This window comes from Erythrobacter sp. Alg231-14, assembly GCF_900149685.1.
Classification (GTDB): domain Bacteria; phylum Pseudomonadota; class Alphaproteobacteria; order Sphingomonadales; family Sphingomonadaceae; genus Erythrobacter.
On the sequence record NZ_LT702999.1, the window covers coordinates 2,060,955 to 2,082,995 of the forward strand.

Consider the following 22,041-nt stretch of genomic DNA (forward strand, 5'->3'; position numbering starts at 1 on the left):
TGAGACTAAACGGGAGTAACCCCAAGCATGGTTAACACGCCGGTTACCATTGGGTCGGCGAACGACCTAACCGATCGCATCGCAAATGAAGCGCGCGCGATCGGATTTGCGGCGTGCGGGTTTGCAAGCGCAGCCGAAGATCCCTTGCGCAGCGGACGGCTGGAACAATGGCTTGGTGAAGGCAATCATGGTTCGATGGAGTGGATGGAGGCGCGGCTTCACCATCGCCGATCACCGCAAGGGCTGTGGCCAGAAGCGCGCAGCGTCATTGCGCTGGGTATGAGCTATGCCCCGACCTTGGATCCGATGGCATTGGAAAACGCGCCCGACCGCGCGCGCATCTCGGTCTATGCGCAGGGTCGCGATTATCACGATGTGGTCAAAAAACGGCTGAAAGCGCTCGCCCGATGGTTGATCGCGCAAGAGCCATCGGCGCAGGTGAAAGTGTTTGTCGATACGGCCCCTGTCATGGAAAAACCGTTGGGCGAAGCGGCGGGCATCGGATGGCAGGGTAAACACACCAATCTGGTCAGCCGTGATCATGGCAGTTGGTTGTTTCTGGGCGCGATTTACACGACGCTGGATTTGACACCGGCAACGCCGCATCGCGATCAATGCGGATCGTGCCGCGCGTGCTTAGACGCATGCCCGACCAAAGCTTTCCCCGCACCCTACACCCTCGATGCGAGGCGGTGCATTTCGTATCTAACGATCGAACACAAGGGCGCCATCCCGAATGAATTTCGCGAAGCTTTGGGCAATCGCATTTACGGCTGCGACGATTGTTTGGCGGTGTGCCCGTGGAACAAGTTTGCGAGCGAAGCCTATGCGGCAAGCGAGTTTTTGCCTCGCGCCGAACTAACCGCGCCGCGGCTTAGGGAATTGTTGGCTTTGGATGATGCGGGTTTTCGCAAAGTGTTTTCCGGATCGCCGATCAAACGGATTGGCCGGGATCGATTTGTCCGCAATTGTTTGTACGCCGCCGGCAACAGCGCGGATGGCGCCATGGTGGAAGCGGTCGCGCCGCTGACCCATGACCCCGACCCCGCCATTAGCGAGGCCGCGCATTGGGCGCTTACCCGACTAAACTCCTAACGGTCAAAGCAGCTCTTTAAGCGGGAGATCGACATCGGCCAGCAAGGCGGGGTCAATTTTCTCGACCCCTTTCTCCAGCAGTTTTCGACCCTGAACGTAATCCTTCATTGTGTTGACACAATCAAAGGCGATCGGGCGTCCTTCCTTCATATACACCACGGTGAATTTGCGAGTTTCCGGGTCGCCGCGAAGGATCGCTGCATCGTAACCGATGTTCAAACCGGCGGTTTGCAGTTTGAGATCATATTGGTTCGACCAAAACCATGGCAGTGCATGATAGGGTTCTTTGTCACCCATGATCGCGCGCGCGGCGGTGTTGGCCATATCGTTGGCGTTTTGGACCGATTCCAACCGAATGATCGCGCTGTCCGCAAATGGATTTGCATGCGCCGCGCAATCGCCAATCGCATAAATATCATCCAGAGTGGTGCGGCAAAACACATCCACATCCACTCCGTTTGAGCCTGCTGCCCCTGCGGCGATTAACGGGGCCACAGCGGGCACGATCCCGATCCCGACAATGATCATATCGCATGGCAATACATCACCATTGGTCAATTCGACGCCGGTTACGAAGCTGTCTTCACCGTGCACCGAAGCAACCCCTTGCGACAATTGAATGTCAACGCCCTGTCGGCGGTGTTCGGCTTCGTAAAAGCGCGACATTTCTTCGCCGGCGACACGAGCCAGAACCCGATCCTGCATTTCGAGGACGGTGACTTCACATCCTAGTTTGCGCAGCACCGCCGCCGCCTCTAGCCCGATATAACCGCCGCCGATGACAACGGCCCGTTTCGCACCGGCTTCCAATGCGGCCATCATTGCGTCTGCGTCGCGTTTGTCGCGGACGTAGTGGATGCCTTTCAAATTCGCACCCGGCAGGCCGAGACGACGCGGGTCAGCACCGGCCGCCCAGATCAATTTGCGGTAACCAATCACTGACCCATCGGACAGCGTCACTGTGTGTGCCAACCAATCGATTTCGGTTACGCCGCTGCCCAATCGCAATTCCACGCCTTTATCGGCCCAGAATTTCTCAGGACGGATCATAATCCGCTCAAACGTCTTGTCCCCGGCGAGGTATTCCTTGGACAAAGGTGGGCGTTCATACGGGGGCACCGCGTCGCGACCGATCATCATGATCGATCCTTCGTGCCCCTTTTGCCGCAATGCGATAGCCGCCTGCGCCCCGCCATGGCCGGTTCCGACGATTACGACATCCGCCGCAGACGATGCTTTATCCTGTCCACTCATGGCGCGAAGGCTTTCCGAAAAACACCGCGCGCGTCAAGCGCGAAGCGGCCCTTACCGATCGAGCAAATTGCGGGCTTGGCTGGCGATTTGTGCCAACATTGCCGGGGCCACAGGCGGCTGTGATTGCGCGCGCGCAACCATGGCCTTGAACTGAGCGACCGCAACTTCGTTGCGCGATGCCCAATGCGCGATGGCACCCTGGGGATCGTCCTTGCCCGATTTGCGCCGCATAAGTTTGCGTAAGAACTCCAGCCGCATATGCTGAAAATCGCGGGCCAAACCGTCGACCAGCAAGCGTTCCCAAATGTCCGATGGGGACATGTGTGCCGCCGTTCCCTGTGCCCAATCCAGACCAACTCGTTCGCCGATATCGGTAAAGGCCCGCGTCAATTGCGTGGGGTCTGTTTTGGTGGACAAGGCCAATTGCGCCAATCCAACCGATCCGTCGTAATCGAACAATTCCGCGACCCTGTTGGCCAAACCTTCGGGGGCGCCTTGTTCAACAAACCCGGCTCGTAGCGCGTTGGAGCGTTCCTGCGTCTCGCCAGAAATCAAATCGGCGCGCGCTTTTGAAAGGACGGTGACCCCTTCGCTCAACGTCGCGACCATGTCGCTTGCTTCAACCCGACCAGCGGCGGTGCGCAACACATCGGACATAAGATTGCCAACCGCAGCGGCCAAACGATCGAGCAAGAACAAACGCGCCGTCTCGCTCATCTTGTGATTGTCGATATCATGCCACAGCGATTTGAGGCTGAACAAGCGTTCCACCACGACAAAGGCCGCCGCGACATCAGCCAGTCCAACCCCTTCCTCTTCAGGCAATTCAAAGGCGTGGATCAGGCCAAGTCGATTGACAATCCGGTTGGCTAAATCGGTCGCGACCAATTCACGACGCAGCCGGTGGTCAAGGATATGCGATTCGTAGGGTTTGCGCATTGGGCCGGGGAACATCTCGGTCAAATTGCTGATCAATGAAGGATCGTCCGGCAATCCGCTGGCCTCGATTGCGTCTTGCAATGCCAATTTTGCGGATGACAAAAGCACCGCCAATTCGGGCCGGGTCAATCCGTTTCCATCGGCGGCGCGCCGCGCGAATGTGTCCGCATCGGCCAATCCTTCGGTGCGTCTATCCAACGCGTCCATCTCTTCCAATTGTTCGATCAATCGGATGAAAGAGGCGGTGGCGTCGGGCCCGCCGGTTTCCGCGATCGACAATGCAAGCGCCTGAAGCCGGTTATCTTCGAGCACAATTTCGGCGACCTCATCGGTCATTTTCGCCAAGAGATTGTTGCGCTTTGTTTCGGTCAGTGACCCTTCGCGCGTTGCCGAAGCGAGCGCGATTTTGATGTTCACTTCATTGTCCGAACAATCAACGCCCGCCGAATTGTCGATGAAATCGGTGTTGATCCGTCCACCACGCAAAGCATATTCAATACGGGCTGCTTGAGTGATGCCCAAATTGGCGCCTTCGCCGATGGCGGTTGCGCGGACATCGGCAGCGTTAACCCGCAATGCGTCGTTGGCGGGATCGCCGACGTCCAGATGGCTTTCGGTTTGGGCCTTGATGTACGTGCCAATGCCGCCGAACCAGATTAGATCAACTTGCGCTTTAATAATCGCGCTGACCAACGCGTCTGGCTCTATTTCCTTGCCTTCGAGACCCAGCATCTCGCACGCCTTTTTCGAAAGCTTGATCGATTTGAGGTCGCGTGAATAGACGCCGCCACCCTTTGAAATCAGATCGGGATTGTAATCTTCCCAACTTGATCGCGGCAGATCGAACATCCGTTTGCGCTCTTTCCAGCTTGCTGCGGGATCGGGATCGGGGTCGATAAAGATATGGCGGTGATCGAACGCGGCGACCAATTTGATCGCTTTTGACAACAACATACCGTTGCCAAACACATCGCCCGACATGTCGCCACACCCTGCTACACGCACGCTGTCGGTTTGCACATCAATCCCTTTTTCAAGGAAATGACGTTGGACGCTCACCCATGCGCCGCGTGCGGTGATGCCCATCGCCTTGTGATCGTATCCGTTCGATCCGCCGCTTGCGAATGCATCGTCCAACCAAAAACCTTGCGCCTCTGCTATGCCGTTGGCGACATCGGAAAAACGCGCGGTTCCCTTATCCGCAGCGACCACGAAATAGGGATCTTCGCCGTCGTGAATTTCGACGTCTTGCGGGTGCACCACTTTGCCGTCCACGATGTTGTCTGTGACGGACAAAAGTGTGCGGATGAATACTTCGTAGCTACCCTGACCTTCTGCGGCCCATGCGTCGCGGTCAATCGCAGGCGACGGCAGTTGTTTGGGGTAGAATCCGCCTTTCGCGCCGCTCGGCACGATCACGGCGTTTTTGACCTTTTGCGCTTTCATCAGGCCGAGAATCTCGGTGCGGAAGTCATCGCGTCGATCGGACCAACGCAGGCCTCCGCGCGCAACCGCGCCAGATCGCAAGTGGATCCCTTCGACCCGGCGGGAATAGACAAAGATTTCGCGCCAAGGAACGGGTTTGGGAAGGTTCGGCACCAGGTCGGAATCAATCTTAAACGCCAACGCCTCTTCGGCCGCCGGAGCAAAGGCGTTGGTGCGCAAAATCGCATCCACCACTGCGCGGTACAGCCGCAGCAAACGGTCATCATTGATCGCCGAAACTTTGGCCAAGCCGCGTCCAAACGCGCCGATAGCGGCGGTGATAGCGGCCTGACGATTCCCTTTGAAATGGGGGTCGTGACGGGCCACGAATAGGTCGATCATCGCCTGTGTTACGTCCGGCGCCCGACGCAGGGCATCGACAACGGTGTAAATCGTGAAACCCATGCCGGTTTGGCGCAAATAGCGATAGATCGCGCGCAACCAGATCGCCTGTTGTGCGCCCAATCCTGTGCCGACGACCAACCGGTTGAACGGGTCGTCTTCGGATTGCCCGTTCAACACTTCGGCAATGGCGGTTTCGATCGCGTCCGATCGCTTCAAAAGCGCATCGACATCGGTGCCTTGGGGCAGTTGCAGCGTGAATTCGTGGATCGTGCCCAGCGCCCCATCGTCAAGCCGCGTCGGCATTTCTGCCAGAACATGGAAACCAAAGTTTTCAAGCGCAGGAACTGCATCCGAAAGCGGCATAGAGCCGGTTGTGTGATAGATTTTGAGCCGCAGATCACCCGATGGATCATGGGGCAATTTGTACAACCGGCAAGAACGCGCGGAGGGATCGTTGCCCATCGCAATGGCGCGCATTTGAACAATGTCCAAAGCGGCTTCTGCGGCGCCGTATCGGGCGCGATATCCGGCGGGAAATGCCCCGGCATATTTAAGAGCAATGGCCGGCACGCGGGCGCTTTCATCGCCTTTGGCCAGATGCGCTTCAACCGCTTCGTTCCACCCCTTCAAAAGGTCGATCAATTCGCCTTCGATCTTTGTCGCATCGGGCATTTCGCCGGTCTTGCGAGAATCCAGCAGGAATTGGAGCATCGCCAGCGTGTTGCCCTCGACCTCAAGGCTCCAACTGAGCAAGTCGACCCCGGTGGTCTGCGTCAACAACCCTTGAATTTGCAGCCGAACATCGGTCGACAAATAGTCGCGCGGCAGCCAGACGAATGCAAAAACGTGCCGTTCAAGCGCCGACTGCACCAGGATAAGGCGTGGGCGCGGACGATCGACCAGGCTCATCATAGCCGTGGCGAGCCGCTCAATATCCGTGGTCGCGAATGCCGTCAGAAGGTCATGCGGCAACGATGTGAAGGCGTGCACAAGAGCTTTGCCGGCATGGCCTGCCGGATCAAAACCCAATGCATGCGTGATGTCAGCCAGCGCTTTGCGCAGCATCGGCACTTCGCCCGGTGGCGTGGCCAAGGCCGCGCTGGTCCATACCCCAGCATGGACAGACAATTGTGTGATCGTGCCGTTTTCGCGCACGGGCACAATAAACAGGTCGAGCGGCGCGCTGCGGTGGACGGTAGAAAGGCGGTTTGCTTTGATCACCAACAGATCGCGCGCGCTGCCATCGGGCGCGGCTTCATCGAACCATGCAAAGGCGCGGTCAAACGAAGCGTCGGCCAAAATCGCCCGCGCGCTTTTGCGGCAAATGCCCAAAACGTTCTTGTCCTCGCCCGACCGCGTCCGGGTGAGATGGCCAAGCTGTGTCAGCATGCCATCGTTCAGCCATTGCAGGAGAGCGCCGCATTCCGAGCCGTTCAATCCGGTTGCGTCTTTGGCCATGACGCCGCGCATTTTTGGCCAATCGGTTACGGCGGCTCGAACGTCGCTCAACGTGACGCGCAATTGAGCGACCAGATCGCGCCGCTGCCGCGCGTCGATGCGCGGTGTTTCGATGTAAATCATCGATTCGTCCGCGCCTTTGCCGCCCTTCTTACCCAAAGCGGTTAGGATGCCAGCATCGTCGCGTTCTACGGCGACGACCGGGTGGATCAATTGATCGATGCTAAGGCCAGAAGCGGTGATGGCGGCGGCGATGGAATCAACCAGAAACGGCATATCGTCGTTGATGATCGCGATGCGCAACCGGCGTTCCCCGGTATCGGATTCGATTTTTAGCGCCGACCGCAACGATGATCGTTTTTCCGCTGCATCCAATAAGAACTGAGTCGCATCGCAAAGCGCATCATCATCAAGGGGCACATCCCCCGGAAGGATCGCCGCATTGACGTGTTTTTTCAGCTCTTTGAGCAGAGATTGCGTCTTAGCCGGTCTTGCGCTCATCGCCTGTATGCTCCTGGCATCCTGCACCCGGCGTCGAGTTGTGTAATTATATTTTGCCGGGTTGTTTTTATCGTAAAGCCGACAATACAGTAGTTAAGGCCAAAGGCGCAAGCCGGATTGGCCCTTATCCGGTTGGCAAGGAACCATTATACCGCAATTTTGGCGCAGGCATCGACCGTCATTTCCAACGAACGCAGACGCGCATCTGGATCAAAAGTTGATCCACACAAAATGATCTCATCGGCGGCGGTGCGTTGGACAAAGGCATCGACTTGATCGCGCACCTTTTGCGGGGTTCCGACCGCTGCAGCTTGGCCCAAATGGTCCAACATGGCGCCGGCCGGGGCCGGGAGCGAAGCGGTGTAGTCCGCGATCGGCGCGGGCAATTTGCCCGGCTTGCCGGTGCGCAACGCCACAAAGCTTTGTTGTTGGCTGGATGCCAATGTCTCGGCTGCTTCATCCGTGTCTGCGGCAAACACATTCATCGCCACCATCACATAGGGTTTCTCCAACGCGGAGGATGGTTGGAAATCGCGGCGATACACGGCCAGAGCAGCATCGAGGTGGTCCGGCGCGAAATGGGCGGCAAATGCGTACGGCATGCCCAACTTCGCCGCCAATTGCGCGCCAAACAGGCTGGACCCCAACATCCACAATTCGACATTCGCGCCCAGGCCGGGGGTCGCGGTGACAGGCAGATCGACGTCGCCGGTCAAAAGCGCGCGCAATTCCACCACGTCTTGAGGGAAGAATTCAGACGCCTGATTGAGGTTTTTGCGCAGCGCCCGCTGCAATTCTGGACCGGCACCCGGCGCCCGCCCCAGCCCCAGATCGATGCGACCGGGGAATAGGGCGTCCAGCGTTCCAAATTGTTCGGCAATTTGAAACGGCGTATGATTGGGCAACATAATGCCGCCCGACCCAATGCGAATCCGGCGTGTTGCATTGCCGATATGGGCAAGAACAACCGACGTCGCGCCGCCCGCAATGCCATCCATTGCGTGATGTTCCGCAACCCAAAACCGTTCGCACCCGACATCCTCTGCCTTGACCGCGAGAGCGGCCGATGCGGCGAAGGCTTCGTGCAAAGTGCCCCCTTCGCGCACAGGGACAAGGTCCAGAACGGAAAATTTTGTCATGATGGATCTACCTGTTGTGTGGGGCGTATTTCATTCCACCCCTTCCGTGTTCGATAGGGGCGCGGGTTCTTGATCCTGAGGTGGACCGATCTGCGCCAGATATTCGCGGGCGGTTTGCGCGGCCATACTGTCGGGTTGCGTGTCGATGACCGATTGCCAGCTTTGCCGCGCCGCGTTTTCGCGACCTGATAAGACTGCGATAACGCCGGCTTCCAAACCAATCTGGCCATCCTGAGGTGCCAACACACCCGCCAATTCAATCGTGGTTTGCGCTTCCTCAAGCCGGTCCAATCTGCGTAACAGCGTGGCTTTCAACAACCACCCTTCGGATGCGTCGGGCATCAACCGGGTCGCATCGTCCAATTCAATCAAAGCCTGATCGTTCATGCCCAAACTGACGAGAGCGCGAGCAAGGTCGCTGGCTGCGATCGCTTGCAATGGTGCAGAGGCGGACCTTTGTGCATCCGATTTCGCCTGTTGCAAAATGGGCAAAGCGCGCGCTGCATCGCCGGCCGCCATCGCACCGTTTCCGGCCATCGTCCCAAACCGGGCCCGCACGCGCAGTTCATCGGTGGGGCTTTCATCGCGGGCGGCGCCAAAGGCGACGATCGCATCTTCCCAAAGGCCCAATTCCGTCGCGGCGAGACCTAGACAATGATTGGCCAACACTCGTTCCGACCCAGAGGTCGCGTTGCGACGGATCTGCGCCATTGTATGCGCACGGGATGCATCATCCGAAAGCCGAGCCAGACACTGGGCGAGCCATTCGCTGGAGGGATCGGAGAATGCATCAATTCCACTTTCACGCGGTTGCCGATCTCGCAATTCGGTGTGCCCGTCCGATTGCGAAATGGACGTGGGATTGGGCCCCACTTGAAGCGAAAGGGCAAGCGTAGGCGCAAGGGAATAGGCAAGAAGCGAAGAGGTGAAAATCACGCGTGATCCCGTCAATAAAAACTATCGAGTGTGGCCCGCAACAACGCAATATCCTGATCGCGAGAGAGGCGGTGATCGCCGTCCTTTATCAAGGTCACCTGTACATTGCCCGAACGCATGGCCGACGCCAGCTTCATACTGATATCCCATGGAACATCGTCGTCGCATTGACCATGGAGCAGCCGGACCGGACAATCGATCGCGATTTCCGTATCGAGCCGCATATGATCCAATGCATCTTTGTAAAATCCAGGATGGGTCGGCGTGGGATCGGGCCCGTATGGGTTGTCTTCATAAACCACATTGCCCGCAGCCAAGGTGGCGCATTGTTCGGCGGAATAGCCCCAACGGATAAAATCAGGTGCAGCGGCGATGCCGATTATTCCCATTAGCCGTGCGCCCAATGCTTCGGCCACCAAGATCATCAACCAACCGCCCATCGATGAACCGGCCAAGACGATGGGGCCCGCCACCTCAACGGTGATAAGCGTGACCACTTCATCGCGCCATCGGGATAAGGTTCCATCGGAAAAGTCGCCCGAACTTTGCCCGCATCCCGAATAATCAAGCAACAAACATCCGCGTCCCTGGGCCTGAGCGTCTTCGAACATCGCCGTTGCTTTGCCGCCGGCCATGTCGGACATGTATCCGGGCAGGAACACGAGCGTTGGCGCACTTTCCTGATCCTTTGATCCGTCCGACGATGCAGGGGTGTGCCGAAAGGCGATTTGACGACCATCGGGCATAGTGTGAAAATTGGCTGCGCTCATTTGACCCTTGTGCCCATTTCTCATGATAATGTGCAAGACTTTGCGCGTGGCTTGTCTTCATCGCGCAATGCATGCGAGTTATAGTGCATCATGATCAAAACCGATGCCCCCCATCCGCCCGCTTCATCCGACACGCCATCCGCCACGGGGGTGTCTCGACGCGGCGTCTTCGCCCTTGCGGGCGCTTCGGCAGCAATCGTGGCCACGCCATCAAGCGCGCGCAGCTATGGCAATGGTTTTACCCATAGCGTCGCCAGCGGTGAACCGCATGCGACCCGCGTTTTGCTGTGGACCCGGTTCGTAGCGGACGCTGATACTATGTTGGAATGGCAGGTTAGCGAAACCGAAGCGTTCTCTCAGATCGTATCGAGCGGCGAAATCAACGCGTCGGCAGAGAGGGATTTCTGTGTGAAGGCGATTGCCGATGGACTGACGCCGGATCACTGGTATTTCTATCGCTTCACCGCTCCCGATGGCAGCGTATCTCCGATTGGCCGGACGCGGACATTGCCCGAGGGGCCGTCTTCAAAATTCCGTTTCGCGGTCTTTTCCTGTGCAAATTACGGCTTTGGCTATTTCAATGCCTATGCCCATGCGGCGGAGGCGAACGATGTCGACCTTGCCGTGCACTTGGGTGATTACATCTACGAATATGGCGGAGGAACATATCCATCGGCGGGCCAACGGCATCCCGATCGTATGGTTGCGCCCGAATCTGAAATCGTTGCACTGGCCGATTATCGCCTGCGTTATGCCACTTATCGCGCCGATCCCGACCTTCAACGCTTGCATCAGGTTTTGCCGATGATCGCCGTATGGGACGATCACGAAAGCGCCAATGACAGTTGGAAAGACGGTGCGCAGAATCACCAGAGCGACAGCGAGGGCGAATGGGAGGTGCGCAAAGGCATAGCGAAACGGGTCTATCGCGAATGGATGCCGGTCTCTGACGAACCCTATGCGTCCTATGATGTCGGTGATCTGGCCACTTTGTTTCGGATTGATACCCGCATCGAAGGGCGCGATGAGCAATTCAGCGTCGGCAAAGTCATCGAAGGCCAAGACACCCCCGAGAGCATGGTCGCCGCGCTGACCGAGTTTCGTGACACCGATTATGTCGATCCCGCCCGACAGTTGTTGGGCGCGGCTCAGGAAACCTGGCTCGCACAAGGGCTTTCTGAGTCGACCGCCAGAGGCGCGACGTGGCAGGTTTTGGTGCAGCAAGTCTTGATGGGTAAGTTGGCATCGCCCCCAGCATTGTTGGATTTGTTGGGCGGCAATGTGCCTGAATTTATCCGCCGCCGGCTCACAGCTAGTGCGCTTGCTAGCCAAGCTGGCCTGCCTCTTAATATGGACGCGTGGGATGGGTATCCTGCGGCGCGCGACCGTGTGTTCGAAAGCGCGTTGGATGCGGATGCAAACCTGCTTGTGCTCGCTGGGGACACCCACAATGGTTGGGCGTTTGATTTGGCACATGATGGAAGACGTGTGGGCGTCGAGCTGGGCGTTTGTTCGGTCAGCTCGCCGGGATTCGAAACTTATCTAGCCATGGTACCACCCGAACAGATGGCGTCTTTGGTGATTGAAGCGAACGACGAATTGAAATGGGCCGACACGTCACAGCGCGGCTATATGACGATTGAATTGACACCCACGCGGGCAACCACGGAATATCGCTTTACCAGCGGCATCCGACAGCGTTCGACCCAGCTTGCCGGGACCAAAGTGATCACCAGCGAGGCCGGGTCGAAGACGTTGTCTGTTTAAGGTTTGTGTTGGATCAATCGCGGCTGAAAATGTCTTCGATTGGTAAATCGAACACTTCGGAAATGGAAAAGGCCAGCGGCAGAGACGGGTCATAGCGACCCTTTTCAATCGCGTTCACGCTTTGCCGGCTCACGCCCAATCGCTCGGCCAGATCTTGCTGGCTCCAGTCCCGTTCTGCGCGCAGGACTTTGAGGCGATTTTTCATACCGCCCCCCATGTGCCGTATTGAATGCGATTAAAGATCGCACCCACGCCCAAGCCAAAGAACCAGATAATCGCAAACCAATAGGCATCGATATGCGGCGCGATGTCAGCGGTTTCGAGGAAGCCCCATACCGAAGCCGATGTTAATGCCATTGCGGATGCAATCAGCGATTGCCGAATGATCAACATCCGCATGAATTCATCTTGTTCTTCGACAATCAAACGGCCGATAGCCCAGAAAATTCCAGAAACTGCGAGGCCGGGAAGAATCCCGATCATCACGCGGACGGCAAAGGGCAATTCAACTTCTTGATCCAAGAAGGTCATCAAAGCGAAAGTGGCGAGATACAAAGAAGAGCAGATCGCAACGCGTTTCACATAACGTCGCTGCGCTGCGCCGGCGGCTGGGCATCCGCCGCTTGCCGATTGGCCGCGATTCACCACCGCAGCTACAATAGCCATCATTGTCATGGCGGGCACGATGAGCAAAATCATCAAGGCGCCCTTGTGCTCGACCGCGCCAGTGATCGCCAATGCGGACACCATCGCGGTGCTCGCGGCTGTCATTCCAAGCCAGAACCAGAGGCTACGGCCAAGGAATGTCCCGTTGGTTTGTGTCGGTTCGTTCATTGCAGACACTCCCGCCCGCAGCCGACATCACTTTGGAGCGCGCCCCAAGCTGCGCTGGAAAATCCGCCCACAATGCCGAAGCTGGCACCTTGGTTGAGATCAAGAATTAGCGTCATCACCGCCACGCCGAGGATTAAGGCCGCCCATAGGAGCGCTTTCACACGATAGGTCATTGGTAAAGTTCCCTTTCAACTATGGAAAGCACACTTGTCATCGATTCACTCTATTGTCAAGTACCCTTTCCAAAAGGGAGCGTAGCCTTTCCGTCATTGTCTTTGCGGATTGGGCACACCAAATTGGGCGGACATCGCGTTGTGAAACACGGCTCTTTCGGTGCGCGCCGGCTTGTGGCAGTGCGCACATCCAAAGCTAGAATTAACGAAACGAACCAAGCCAATGACCGAACTTCTAAAAATCAGCCTGCCTGACGGCACATCGCGCGAAATGCCGGTGGGTTCGACCCCATATGACGTGGCCGCAGCGATTGGACCGGGCCTTGCGAAAGCGGCTTTGGCCGCCCGGGTCGACCATGGATCAGGCGCCGAAGTGCGCGATATTGGCCGCCCGTTCGATGGCGACGCTCGGTTGGAATTGATCACCGCGCGCGACGAAGCGGACGCGTTGGAATTGGTGCGCCATGATTACGCGCACATCATGGCCGAAGCGGTTCAGGCGTTGTTCCCTGGCACGCAAATTACGTTTGGCCCGGCGACCGATGATGGTTTCTATTATGATGTGATGGCGCCTGCATCGCGCGAACCATTCAGCATGGATGACTTGCCCGCGATCGAAGAAAAGATGCGTGAGATCATCAAAGCGGACAAGCCGTTGCGCCGCGAAGTGTGGTCGCGCGCAGATTTGATCGCGAAATGGGAATCCGACGGCGAAGCGTTCAAGGCCGAATGGGCCAAAGAGCTGCCTGAAAACGAAGACCTAACCGTCTATTGGTCGGGCGACGATTGGCTCGACATGTGCCGCGGCCCGCACCTTGCATCGACCGGGAAATTGGATCCGACGGCGTTCAAACTGATGCGGGTCGCCGGTGCCTATTGGCGCGGCGATCAACGCAACGCGCAATTGACGCGGATCTACGGCACCGGCTGGCTCAACAAGAAACAGCTTAAACAGCATCTGCACAACCTCGAAGAGGCGGGCAAACGCGATCACCGTAAGTTGGGCAAGGAGATGGACCTGTTCCACCTTCAAGAAGAGGCGCATGGCAGCGTCTTTTGGCACCCCAAGGGCTATCGCATTTGGCGCGAGCTTGAGGCGTATATGCGCCGCAAGATGGACAAGGCTGAATATCGCGAGATCAAAACGCCGCAATTGATGGATGTGCGGCAATGGGAACAATCGGGCCACTGGGGCAAATACGCAGAGAACATGTTCGCAGTGCCGGACATGGTCCCCGAAGTGGACGAATCCGGCGACGGTCCAGCAAAGCCATCGGTTGAAAAAGATGCCGATTGGATGGCGATCAAACCGATGAACTGCCCGGCGCATGTTCTTGTGTTCAAGCAAGGGATCACATCCTACCGCGACCTGCCGATCCGGCTGGGCGAGATGGGCTGTTGTCACCGCAATGAACCGCATGGCGCGTTGCACGGCCTCATGCGGGTCCGTCAATTCACGCAAGATGATGCGCATATCTTCTGCACCGAAGAGCAGGTGGTTGAGGAAGTGCGCGCGTTCTGTGAACTCGCCAACAGCGTCTACAACGATTTCGGCTTCACCTATCATGTGAAGCTCGCCCTCCGTCCCGAAAAACGGTTTGGCTCCGAGGAAGATTGGGACAAAGCGGAACAGGAATTGCGCGACGCCGTGGCCGAAGCGGGCATGGCCAACGATGATTACGGCTGGGAAGAATTGCCCGGCGAAGGGGCGTTCTACGCCCCCAAGTTGGAATGGCACCTAACAGATGCGATTGGCCGCACATGGCAAGTTGGCACCATCCAAGGCGACCGGGTTCTGCCCGACCGTCTCGATGCAACCTATGTGGGTGAAGACGGCGGGCGCCACCGCCCTGTGATGCTGCACCGGGCGATCTTTGGTTCCTATGAACGGTTTATCGGGATCTTGATTGAACATTATGCGGGCCGTTTGCCAGTATGGCTCGCCCCGGTTCAGGCGGTGGTCGCGCCGATTGTGTCCGACATTGATGGTTACGCCCAAGAGGTTGAAGCCCAATTGAAGGCCGCTGGCATTCGGGTCGAAACCGATCTGCGCAACGAGAAAATCAACTATAAAGTGCGCGAACACAGCTTGGCGAAAGTTCCGCATCTGTTGGTTGTGGGCAAACGCGAAGCCGAAGAGGGCAGCGTTGCGATCCGCACATTGGGTGAGAAAGACCAAAAGGTCATGCCGCTCAACGAAGCGATTGCGATGTTGACCTTGGCCGCCACCCCACCTGATCTGCGCCCGGCCGAGCCCGCCGACGCGGCTTAAGGCAGCGATCGAAACGCAAACAGCGCGCCCATGGAAGATCTAACTGGATTCACCACTGTCCAAGTGGCAGCGGCGTTGTCCGCCACCTTTCTTTCTGCATTTGTGCGCGGGTTAACCGGGTTCGGCATGGCCATCTTATTGGTCCCGGTCCTCGCGCTTGCAATGTTGCCGGTCGAAGCGGTTTTGATCGCAAACTTTGTCGGTGTGTTGATCGGATTGATCGAGATCCGGCGTTTGGTGCGCGATGCGGAGAAATCGGCGTGGACCATTTGCGCCTTGGTTGTGTTGGCGACGCCATTGGGCTTGTGGTTGTTGACGATAACCGGCCCGGATTTGGCGCGTTTGATCATCGCTTTGGTCGCTTTGTCGGCGTTTGCGTTTATCCTTTTTCCAGGACAAGACGATGTGACCTACGGGCCTGTCGCAACCGGGGGCGTCGGCGTTATCAGCGGGTTGCTAACCGGGTTCGCCGGAATGCCCGGACCACCTGTGGTACCCTATTACGTAGGGCGTGCATTGCCGCGCGCGATTGTGACGGCATCGATGCTGCTGATCTTTACGGTCGCGGCCGCCGCTGGTCTGGTTGCCGGCGCGGTGTTTGGTGAAATGAGCTGGCGGTTGTGCCTATTGGGCCTAACCCTTTTTCCAGCGGTGTTGTTGGGCAATTGGGTCGGCACGAAAGTATCCGGCCGGGTCAGCGACAGCGTCTGGCGAATTTGCGTGGGTGTGGTTTTGGCAGGAGCCGCGTTGGCGGCGCTGTACCGATTGCTTTAATCCCCGAGGATTAGAACGGCAGCGGCTGTCCGGCCAAGATCAATGCAGCGGCACTGGACAACACGATCGCGCTGTTGGCGATATCACGGTTGTATTGCCGCACTTCGGCAATCCAATCGCGGGTCATGGTGGTGGCTTTGATCATGGGCCGGTGATCGCGGTAAAATCCTAAAGATTCGTTAACGCGTCAGTTCGAGCAACGGTTTGATCGCGATTACGCAGGCATTTGTTGGCTCGCACAATGAAACCCACCGCCCCCTGCCAAGACGGCATCGGCGCGCAAACCAATGGTTGCCCGATCGGGGAATTGTTCGGCGATGGCCGCCACACCCGCCTCATCAAACGGCGAACCAAAGGTTGGCACAACGACCAGATGCGATGTTATCGCAAAATTGACATAGCTGGCCGGTTCAATCGCGCCGTCGCGCATGATGAGGCCGGGCGATGGGATTGTGGCCACAGCGACGCCGAATTCTTCGGCGCGCCGTCGCGCATCTTCATAAATGGCGGTGTTGGGGTCATTGCTGGTGGTGGCCTTTGGCACGACCATCCGGTTGGGGCCGGTAAAGCGAGCAAGATTGTCGACATGCCCATCGGTGTGATCATTCACCAATCCGTCCCCCAGCCAAAGGACACGCTCGAAACCCAACCTACGATGCAATTCCTGTTCAATGTCGGTGCGTGACATGCCCGGGTTGCGATTGGGGTGGAGCAGGCATTGTTCCGTCGTGGCGACCAATCCGGTTCCATCGCCGTCCAACGCGCCACCTTCCAAAATCATGGTGGATTCCGCAGTCGTTAAACCGGCGTCCTGCGCCAAGTCAGCGCCGATGGATTCGTCCCCCGGCATACAATATTTCCCGCCCCAACCGTTGAAACCAAACCGACGCGATTCTCGCACGCGATCGTCATGGTTGGCGGAATGGGCGACAATCAATGGGGCAGTGTCCCGCAACCAAATATCGCCATAGATCCATTGCTGCGTTGTTACCGCTTCGCTGATCAATGCGCGCGCCCGACGTTCATTGTCGTCATCTCGAACAATCAATCGCACCGACTGACCGCTATCCGCGACCGCGTTGGCGAAGGCCGCAATTTGTTCTTGCGCTCGAGCCAATTGGCCCGGCCATTCATCGGCCAGATGTGGGAAACCGATCCACAGCCAATCCTGTGGCGCCCATTCAGGGGGCATCAGGATCGCCATGGATCGGTCTTCTTTCCCGTCTGTCGCGTTATCGTGGGTTCAACAGCCTTCGTCGGAGCTGGCGCAACTTTCATCGCGTACGCCCCGGAATTCGTCGCCCTCGTTCCAATTGGGCCAGCTTTCGCTCATCGCCATCATACGACCCAAACGATACATGAGTTGAAGATCGGCCATCACGCCCGACCAATCCCAGTCTTCATTGAATTCATCTTTGGGGCCGTGATACCGATTGGCGCGGTATTCTTCCGCCACGGCTTGACCCGCTTCGCGCCCGCCATCGATCAAATCTTCGCCGCCATCAACGTACAGCATCGGCACGCCTTCTTTGGCAAAGGCGAAGTGGTCAGAACGGTAATAGTAACCGGCCTCTGGGCTTGGGTTGGGTGTTGCGACCCGACCATCCGCGACCAAAGCCGCTTCGAGGAATTGGTCTAGCTGAGATTTGCCGGGACCAACTACGGTTACATCACGCGATGGACCGGCAACCAAGAACGCGTCCATGTTAACCCCGCCCACCGTTTGATTGAGCGGGTAGATTGGGTTGGCCGCATAGTAATAGGCACCCAACAGACCGGATTCTTCTGCAGTCACCGCCAAAAAGACCAGACTGCGGCGTGGTGCACCCGCTTTGCTGTGAGCTTCGGCCAACGCGACCAATGCCGCGGTGCCGGTGGCGTTGTCGACCGCGCCGTTGCAGATGTCATCGCCATCCGCAGCAGGCGGGTTGCAGGTACCCAAATGGTCCCAGTGCGCGGTGTGAAGCACATATTCATCGGGTGCTTCGCTGCCCGGAAGAACGCCGATCACATTTTGCGAAGTGAAGGAGCGGAAGGTGTTTTCAAAGCTGGTTGAAGCGGTCATTCCCAATTCAACCGCAGCGAAATCCTCTGTTTTCGCCGCCGCCGTTAGCGCATCGAGATCTTGTCCCGCTGCGGCCAAGATTTCGCGAGCGACTTCTTTTTGGACCCAGCCATTCAACAATGTCATCTCGGGTGCGTTGTCGCCGCGTTGCGGGTATGCTTGCGGCCCACCCCAAGAGCTTTCGACAACGTTCCAACCATAGCTTGCCGGGTCTGTGTCGTGGACGATGATCGCACCGGCCGCGCCCTGCCTTGCGGCTTCTTCGTATTTGTATGTCCAACGGCCATAGAACGTCATGGCACGTCCGTTGAATGTGCCGTCCAGCCCTTCGGTTTCCCAATCGGGGTCGTTGACAAGGATGACCACGGTTTTGCCGGTGACATCAACGCCTTCGTAATCGTTCCAATCGCGTTCCGGCGCGTTGATGCCGTATCCCACAAAGACCAATTCGCTGTTGGCCAATTGGGTTTGTGCATCTTCGCGATAGGTTACGCCGGTCCATTCGCTGCCGTAGTCATAGACCAGATCGGTTTCGCCGCTGGTGATGGTCAAAGGCGCAAAGTTGTTGCCGGTGATTTCAACCAAAGGCACTTCTTGGACCCAGCTGTCACCATTACCCGGTTGCAGACCGGCGGCTTCGAACCGTTCGGTCAACAAGGCGACGGTCAATTCTTCACCTTTGGTGCCGGGCATGCGACCGCCAAATTCATCGGTCGACAATTGACGCGTGATGTCGACCATGGTTGCTTCGGACAAATCGCCCGGTTCCACACCAGGAATGTCGAGCGCGGGTTCATCCGAACCCATCATCGCCATATCTTCGCACGCAGACAGGGCGAGCGCCCCGGCTGCCAAACCGGCAAATGTACCGGCGAATTTGAACGATCTTTTGATCATCGAAATGTCCTTATCAATCCAATTATTGCGCGCTTCTTTGCAGCAGCTTCCCGCCGCTCGCAAGTCGTATCGCTTGCAGGAGCGGGCAACCAAAGCCAAAGACGGGGGCGATGGATCAACCCGGCGCAACAGATTGGGCAGAGGCGGTGGCGCGCGCGCGGGCGCATGCACCATTTCTTGCGCGCGCATTGGATCGCCAACCCGATCTTGAACATTTGTTGAAAGCGGGACGGGGCGCTGCCGCGTTGCAATGGGCCGCCGATCAAGGGACACATGATGATCCTGCCATCGCGCTTAGGTGGCATCGGCTGGCATTGGCCGCTGCGTTGGGTGTGGGCGATTTGGCCGGGGCCTTTGGATTGGCCAAAGTGATTGAAGAATTGAGCCGCTTTGCCGACCATGCGCTCGACACGGCTATTCGCACCGCGATTGTGGAACGCACGGGCGAAGATCGCTGCGATGGATTGATCGCTTTGGCCTTAGGGAAACAGGGCGCCAGTGAACTCAATTATTCGTCGGATATTGATCCGATCCTGTTGTACGACCCTGAAACTTTGCCGCGTCGCGATAGCGATGATCCGGGCGAAACGGCGCAAAGATATGCGCGACGGATCATCAAATTGCTGTCGGACAACACCGGCGAAGGCTACGTGTTGCGCGTCGATCTGCGATTGCGCCCGGCGGCGGAAATTAGCCCGCTCGTCGTGCCGCGCGGATCGGCACTCGCGCATTATCAAGGGCAAGCTTTGGCATGGGAACGCGCCGCGTTTATCCGAGCTCGGGCGGCGTCGGGAGACATCGCGGCGGGCGAGGCGTTCTTGGACGAAATCGCCCCCTTTGTTTGGCGACAAGCGCTCGATTTCGGGGCGATCGAGGAAATCCGCGCGCTCACATTGCGCATTCGAGAGACTGCCGAAGGGTCTGAAAATCCCGGCCCGGGCTTTGATGTAAAGCGCGGCCGCGGCGGAATCCGTGAAATCGAATTCTTCGCCCAAACGCATCAATTGATCCATGGTGGCCGCGATCCATCCTTGCGCGTACGCGGGACGCGGGCGGCGTTGGATGCGCTGGCTTTGGCGGGCCGTATTGACGGCGATCACGCCCGGATTTTGGGAGACGGATACGATCGTTTGCGGGTGATAGAACACCGATTGCAGATGGTGAATGACCGCCAAACCCACAGCCTGCCCGATGGCGCGGCGTTGGATCAGGTCGCGTGGCTTGATGGGATGGCGGACGGCGCTGCCTTGGTCGCAGAGCTCACGGATCTCACAAGAGAAACCGGGCGTATCTACGAAGGGTTGATCGGCAAAGAAACTCGCCAGATCGCTGCGCCACCGCCGCCGAATGAACAGGCACAATGGCTGGAGGAGTTGGGGTTTGACGATGCGGCCGGTTTGGCAAGCCGGATTGAGGAGTGGCGCGATGGGCGCTTTGCCGCGATCCGTACGCCGCAGGCTCTTGAGGCATTCGACCGTTTATTGCCTGGATTGTTGAAGGCGTTCGCTCAAAGCGATGATCCCGCGCGCGCCGTTACGCGGTGGCAAAGCGTGTTGGAGCGGACCCAATCGGCAATATCGCTGTTTCATCTTCTGGTCGCGCGACCAGCGGTTCTTGATCGGCTGGTTGCAACTTTGACGCTGTCACCGCTTTTGGCAGATGAGCTGGCCCGCCGTCCGGAATTGTTGGACGCCCTAATTGCGAACGACCCGGTTGACCCGAACGCGAAGTCAGAAGCCGTAGTCGCCGCCAAGACCGAGCAAATGCGCAGCGGACCCATCCGCGATGATTACGAAGCGCAGCTGGATTGCATCCGTCATGTGACGAGCGAAACGCGCTTCACACTCGGTGTCAGCTTGATTGAGGCTGAATTTCCACCCTCGGTGATTGGTGCGGCCCTGTCGGCGACAGCGGAGGCGGCGATTGCCATTGCGGTGGAGGCCGCATCGTCTGAGTTTGTAAGGGCGCATGGCCGGATCGCTGGCGGAGAGTTGGTTGTCTTGGGGTTGGGACGGTTGGGCGGTGGCGCCCTTACCCACGCGTCAGATTTGGATATTGTTTATTTGTTTACTGGCGATTTTGCAGCCCAATCGGATGGCAAGCGCCCCTTGGGTGCGACGCTCTATTTCAATCGGTTGGCCAGCCGTGTCAGCGCGGCATTGTCTGTGCCCACGGCGCAAGGCGCTCTCTACGAAGTAGACACAAGATTGCGACCGCAAGGCAATCAGGGTCCATTGGCCGTATCGACAGAAGCCTTTGCCAAATATCAGCGCGAAACCGCGTGGACTTGGGAACATATGGCGTTGATGCGTGCGCGTGTTTTGGCCGGTTCGCCCCAAGCGCGCGCCGAAGTCGAAGCGGCGGTCTCTGAGGTGTTGTTGAGCCCGCGTGACGATGGGAAATTGCGCGACGCGATCTTGGAAATGCGCGACGAAATGGCAAAGCATAAAACGGCGCGCGGGCCGCTTGACGTGAAATTGTTGCGAGGCGGTTTGGTCGATGTGGAATTCTTGACCCATTATCATCAACTGCGCAGGGCGGCCGAATTGTCGAATTCGGCGCCCGATGCCCTATCGCCCGATTTGATGACGGCGATCAAATCGATGATCGCCGCCGACATTCTTCCCCGAGCTATGGCGCCTGCCTATGGGTTGATGACAGATATGTTGGTCGCTGGTCGATTGCTCGCACCGGACGGCAATCCGCCACCCCCGGCCGCCGCCAAAGCGTTTGCGCGGGCTTGTGGGCATAAAAACCTTGAGGAACTGAACGCGGCGCTTGCCGTTTCCCGGCAGAGTGTCGCGCGCGCTTGGGCCGATATTTTTGAACAGACATTGGAGATGTAAGAGATGACCGATTTTCCCAAAGCTGGCGATGCAATGCCTGATATTGCCATGGGCACGCCCGACGGCGGCACCGTAAAGGCTTCCGATTTCGCCGGGCAAAAGCTCGTCGTGTTCTTCTATCCTAAGGACAACACCCCCGGCTGCACCACCGAAGCGAAGGACTTCACTGCGCTCAAATCGCAATTTGACGCAGCGGGCACACAATTGTTGGGCGTGAGCAAGGACAGCGCGAAGAAGCATCAGAACTTTATCGCCAAACACGACCTGACAACGCCTTTGGCAACCGACGCAGAAGAGGGCGGATTGTCAGATGTGTTAGGCATTTGGACCGAAAAACAAATGTACGGAAAGACATATATGGGCATGGTCCGTTCTACCTATTTGGTCGGTGCTGACGGTAAGATCGCTCAGATTTGGAACAAGGTGAAAGTGAAGGGCCACGCCGATGAAGTGCTGGCCGCGGCGCAAGCGCTTTAATCCCTACTCAAGCA

At 57.7% G+C, this 22,041-nt stretch carries 17 protein-coding genes; 6 read left to right on the forward strand and 11 right to left on the reverse strand.

The genetic code is table 11. The features are described 5' to 3' along the window. Positions 1-27: 27 nt before the first annotated feature. Positions 28-1,095 (forward strand): tRNA epoxyqueuosine(34) reductase QueG, encoded by a 1,068-nt coding sequence (gene queG / locus BQ8290_RS09905; protein ID WP_108789762.1) that lies wholly within the window; start codon positions 28-30, stop codon positions 1,093-1,095. Between the two features lie 3 nt (positions 1,096-1,098). Here the strand turns inward: queG and BQ8290_RS09910 are convergent, their stop codons facing one another. From BQ8290_RS09910 to BQ8290_RS09930, 5 genes are all read right to left on the reverse strand, one after another. Then, on the reverse strand, positions 1,099-2,349 hold the full coding sequence (locus tag BQ8290_RS09910; RefSeq protein ID WP_108789764.1) for an FAD-dependent oxidoreductase: 1,251 nt from the start codon (positions 2,347-2,349) through the stop codon (positions 1,099-1,101). 51 nt (positions 2,350-2,400) lie between these two features. Continuing rightward, complete coding sequence (locus tag BQ8290_RS09915) at positions 2,401-7,077, reverse strand: NAD-glutamate dehydrogenase domain-containing protein (protein ID WP_108789766.1); 4,677 nt, start codon at positions 7,075-7,077, stop codon at positions 2,401-2,403. A gap of 146 nt (positions 7,078-7,223) precedes the next feature. Beyond that, a complete protein-coding gene (locus BQ8290_RS09920; protein WP_108789768.1) occupies positions 7,224-8,216 on the reverse strand; it encodes an MsnO8 family LLM class oxidoreductase in 993 nt (330 codons plus the stop codon). 30 nt (positions 8,217-8,246) lie between these two features. Then, positions 8,247-9,152, reverse strand: coding sequence for a hypothetical protein (locus BQ8290_RS09925; protein WP_337661294.1), 906 nt, complete (start codon positions 9,150-9,152; stop codon positions 8,247-8,249). 11 nt (positions 9,153-9,163) lie between these two features. After that, the gene (locus tag BQ8290_RS09930; protein WP_108789770.1) at positions 9,164-9,922 is read right to left on the reverse strand and encodes an alpha/beta fold hydrolase; all 759 of its coding nucleotides are present in this window, start codon (positions 9,920-9,922) and stop codon (positions 9,164-9,166) included. A 90-nt stretch (positions 9,923-10,012) separates the two neighbouring features. Here BQ8290_RS09930 and BQ8290_RS09935 point away from each other — a divergent pair, with 90 nt between their 5' ends. Then, positions 10,013-11,689, forward strand: coding sequence for an alkaline phosphatase D family protein (locus BQ8290_RS09935; RefSeq protein ID WP_108789772.1), 1,677 nt, complete (start codon positions 10,013-10,015; stop codon positions 11,687-11,689). Positions 11,690-11,702: 13 nt separating this feature from the next. Here the strand turns inward: BQ8290_RS09935 and BQ8290_RS09940 are convergent, their stop codons facing one another. Genes BQ8290_RS09940 through BQ8290_RS15170 form a run of 3 tightly spaced genes read right to left on the reverse strand, consistent with a single transcriptional unit; the run spans position 11,703 to position 12,696 of the window. Beyond that, positions 11,703-11,894, reverse strand: coding sequence for a helix-turn-helix domain-containing protein (locus BQ8290_RS09940; protein ID WP_108789774.1), 192 nt, complete (start codon positions 11,892-11,894; stop codon positions 11,703-11,705). Then, positions 11,891-12,523 carry a hypothetical protein gene (locus BQ8290_RS09945; RefSeq protein ID WP_108789776.1) on the reverse strand — a complete coding sequence of 211 codons (633 nt, stop codon included), beginning with the start codon at positions 12,521-12,523 and terminating at the stop codon, positions 11,891-11,893. The genes BQ8290_RS09940 and BQ8290_RS09945 overlap by 4 nt, the downstream gene beginning before the upstream one ends. Next, entirely contained in the window at positions 12,520-12,696 is a 177-nt protein-coding gene (locus BQ8290_RS15170; protein ID WP_337661295.1) for a hypothetical protein, read from the reverse strand. The genes BQ8290_RS09945 and BQ8290_RS15170 overlap by 4 nt, the downstream gene beginning before the upstream one ends. A 223-nt stretch (positions 12,697-12,919) precedes the next feature. Here BQ8290_RS15170 and thrS point away from each other — a divergent pair, with 223 nt between their 5' ends. After that, the gene (gene thrS / locus BQ8290_RS09950) at positions 12,920-14,968 is read left to right on the forward strand and encodes a threonine--tRNA ligase (RefSeq protein WP_108789778.1); all 2,049 of its coding nucleotides are present in this window, start codon (positions 12,920-12,922) and stop codon (positions 14,966-14,968) included. Between the two features lie 30 nt (positions 14,969-14,998). Next, positions 14,999-15,742: a TSUP family transporter gene (locus BQ8290_RS09955; RefSeq protein WP_108789780.1), complete on the forward strand. Its 744-nt coding sequence runs from the start codon at positions 14,999-15,001 to the stop codon at positions 15,740-15,742. A gap of 10 nt (positions 15,743-15,752) precedes the next feature. On the opposite strand, the gene BQ8290_RS15175 is transcribed toward BQ8290_RS09955, so the two are convergent. The 3 genes from BQ8290_RS15175 to BQ8290_RS09965 all read right to left on the reverse strand — a co-directional run bounded on the left by BQ8290_RS15175 (position 15,753) and on the right by BQ8290_RS09965 (position 18,704). Beyond that, positions 15,753-15,887 (reverse strand): hypothetical protein, encoded by a 135-nt coding sequence (locus tag BQ8290_RS15175; RefSeq protein WP_337661296.1) that lies wholly within the window; start codon positions 15,885-15,887, stop codon positions 15,753-15,755. Between the two features lie 69 nt (positions 15,888-15,956). Next, on the reverse strand, positions 15,957-16,946 hold the full coding sequence (locus BQ8290_RS09960) for an agmatine deiminase family protein (RefSeq protein ID WP_108789782.1): 990 nt from the start codon (positions 16,944-16,946) through the stop codon (positions 15,957-15,959). 39 nt (positions 16,947-16,985) lie between these two features. Beyond that, positions 16,986-18,704, reverse strand: coding sequence for a M28 family metallopeptidase (locus BQ8290_RS09965; RefSeq protein WP_337661297.1), 1,719 nt, complete (start codon positions 18,702-18,704; stop codon positions 16,986-16,988). Between the two features lie 110 nt (positions 18,705-18,814). On the opposite strand from BQ8290_RS09965, the gene glnE reads away from it, so the two are divergent. Both glnE and BQ8290_RS09975 read left to right on the forward strand, forming a co-directional pair. Continuing rightward, complete coding sequence (gene glnE, locus BQ8290_RS09970) at positions 18,815-21,550, forward strand: bifunctional [glutamate--ammonia ligase]-adenylyl-L-tyrosine phosphorylase/[glutamate--ammonia-ligase] adenylyltransferase (protein WP_108789784.1); 2,736 nt, start codon at positions 18,815-18,817, stop codon at positions 21,548-21,550. A 3-nt stretch (positions 21,551-21,553) separates the two neighbouring features. Further along, positions 21,554-22,027 (forward strand): redoxin domain-containing protein, encoded by a 474-nt coding sequence (locus BQ8290_RS09975; RefSeq protein WP_108789786.1) that lies wholly within the window; start codon positions 21,554-21,556, stop codon positions 22,025-22,027. Positions 22,028-22,041: the final 14 nt, after the last annotated feature.

Coding starts and splice junctions, on each gene's coding strand:
- queG (WP_108789762.1), top strand. CDS start 28: ATGGTTAACACGCCGGTTACCATTGGGTCGGCGAACGACCTAACCGAT.
- BQ8290_RS09910 (WP_108789764.1), bottom strand. CDS start 2,349: ATGAGTGGACAGGATAAAGCATCGTCTGCGGCGGATGTCGTAATCGTC.
- BQ8290_RS09915 (WP_108789766.1), bottom strand. CDS start 7,077: ATGAGCGCAAGACCGGCTAAGACGCAATCTCTGCTCAAAGAGCTGAAA.
- BQ8290_RS09920 (WP_108789768.1), bottom strand. CDS start 8,216: ATGACAAAATTTTCCGTTCTGGACCTTGTCCCTGTGCGCGAAGGGGGC.
- BQ8290_RS09930 (WP_108789770.1), bottom strand. CDS start 9,922: ATGAGCGCAGCCAATTTTCACACTATGCCCGATGGTCGTCAAATCGCC.
- BQ8290_RS09935 (WP_108789772.1), top strand. CDS start 10,013: ATGATCAAAACCGATGCCCCCCATCCGCCCGCTTCATCCGACACGCCA.
- BQ8290_RS09940 (WP_108789774.1), bottom strand. CDS start 11,894: ATGAAAAATCGCCTCAAAGTCCTGCGCGCAGAACGGGACTGGAGCCAG.
- BQ8290_RS09945 (WP_108789776.1), bottom strand. CDS start 12,523: ATGAACGAACCGACACAAACCAACGGGACATTCCTTGGCCGTAGCCTC.
- BQ8290_RS15170 (WP_337661295.1), bottom strand. CDS start 12,696: ATGACCTATCGTGTGAAAGCGCTCCTATGGGCGGCCTTAATCCTCGGC.
- thrS (WP_108789778.1), top strand. CDS start 12,920: ATGACCGAACTTCTAAAAATCAGCCTGCCTGACGGCACATCGCGCGAA.
- BQ8290_RS09955 (WP_108789780.1), top strand. CDS start 14,999: ATGGAAGATCTAACTGGATTCACCACTGTCCAAGTGGCAGCGGCGTTG.
- BQ8290_RS15175 (WP_337661296.1), bottom strand. CDS start 15,887: ATGATCAAAGCCACCACCATGACCCGCGATTGGATTGCCGAAGTGCGG.
- BQ8290_RS09960 (WP_108789782.1), bottom strand. CDS start 16,946: ATGGCGATCCTGATGCCCCCTGAATGGGCGCCACAGGATTGGCTGTGG.
- BQ8290_RS09965 (WP_337661297.1), bottom strand. CDS start 18,704: ATGATCAAAAGATCGTTCAAATTCGCCGGTACATTTGCCGGTTTGGCA.
- glnE (WP_108789784.1), top strand. CDS start 18,815: ATGGATCAACCCGGCGCAACAGATTGGGCAGAGGCGGTGGCGCGCGCG.
- BQ8290_RS09975 (WP_108789786.1), top strand. CDS start 21,554: ATGACCGATTTTCCCAAAGCTGGCGATGCAATGCCTGATATTGCCATG.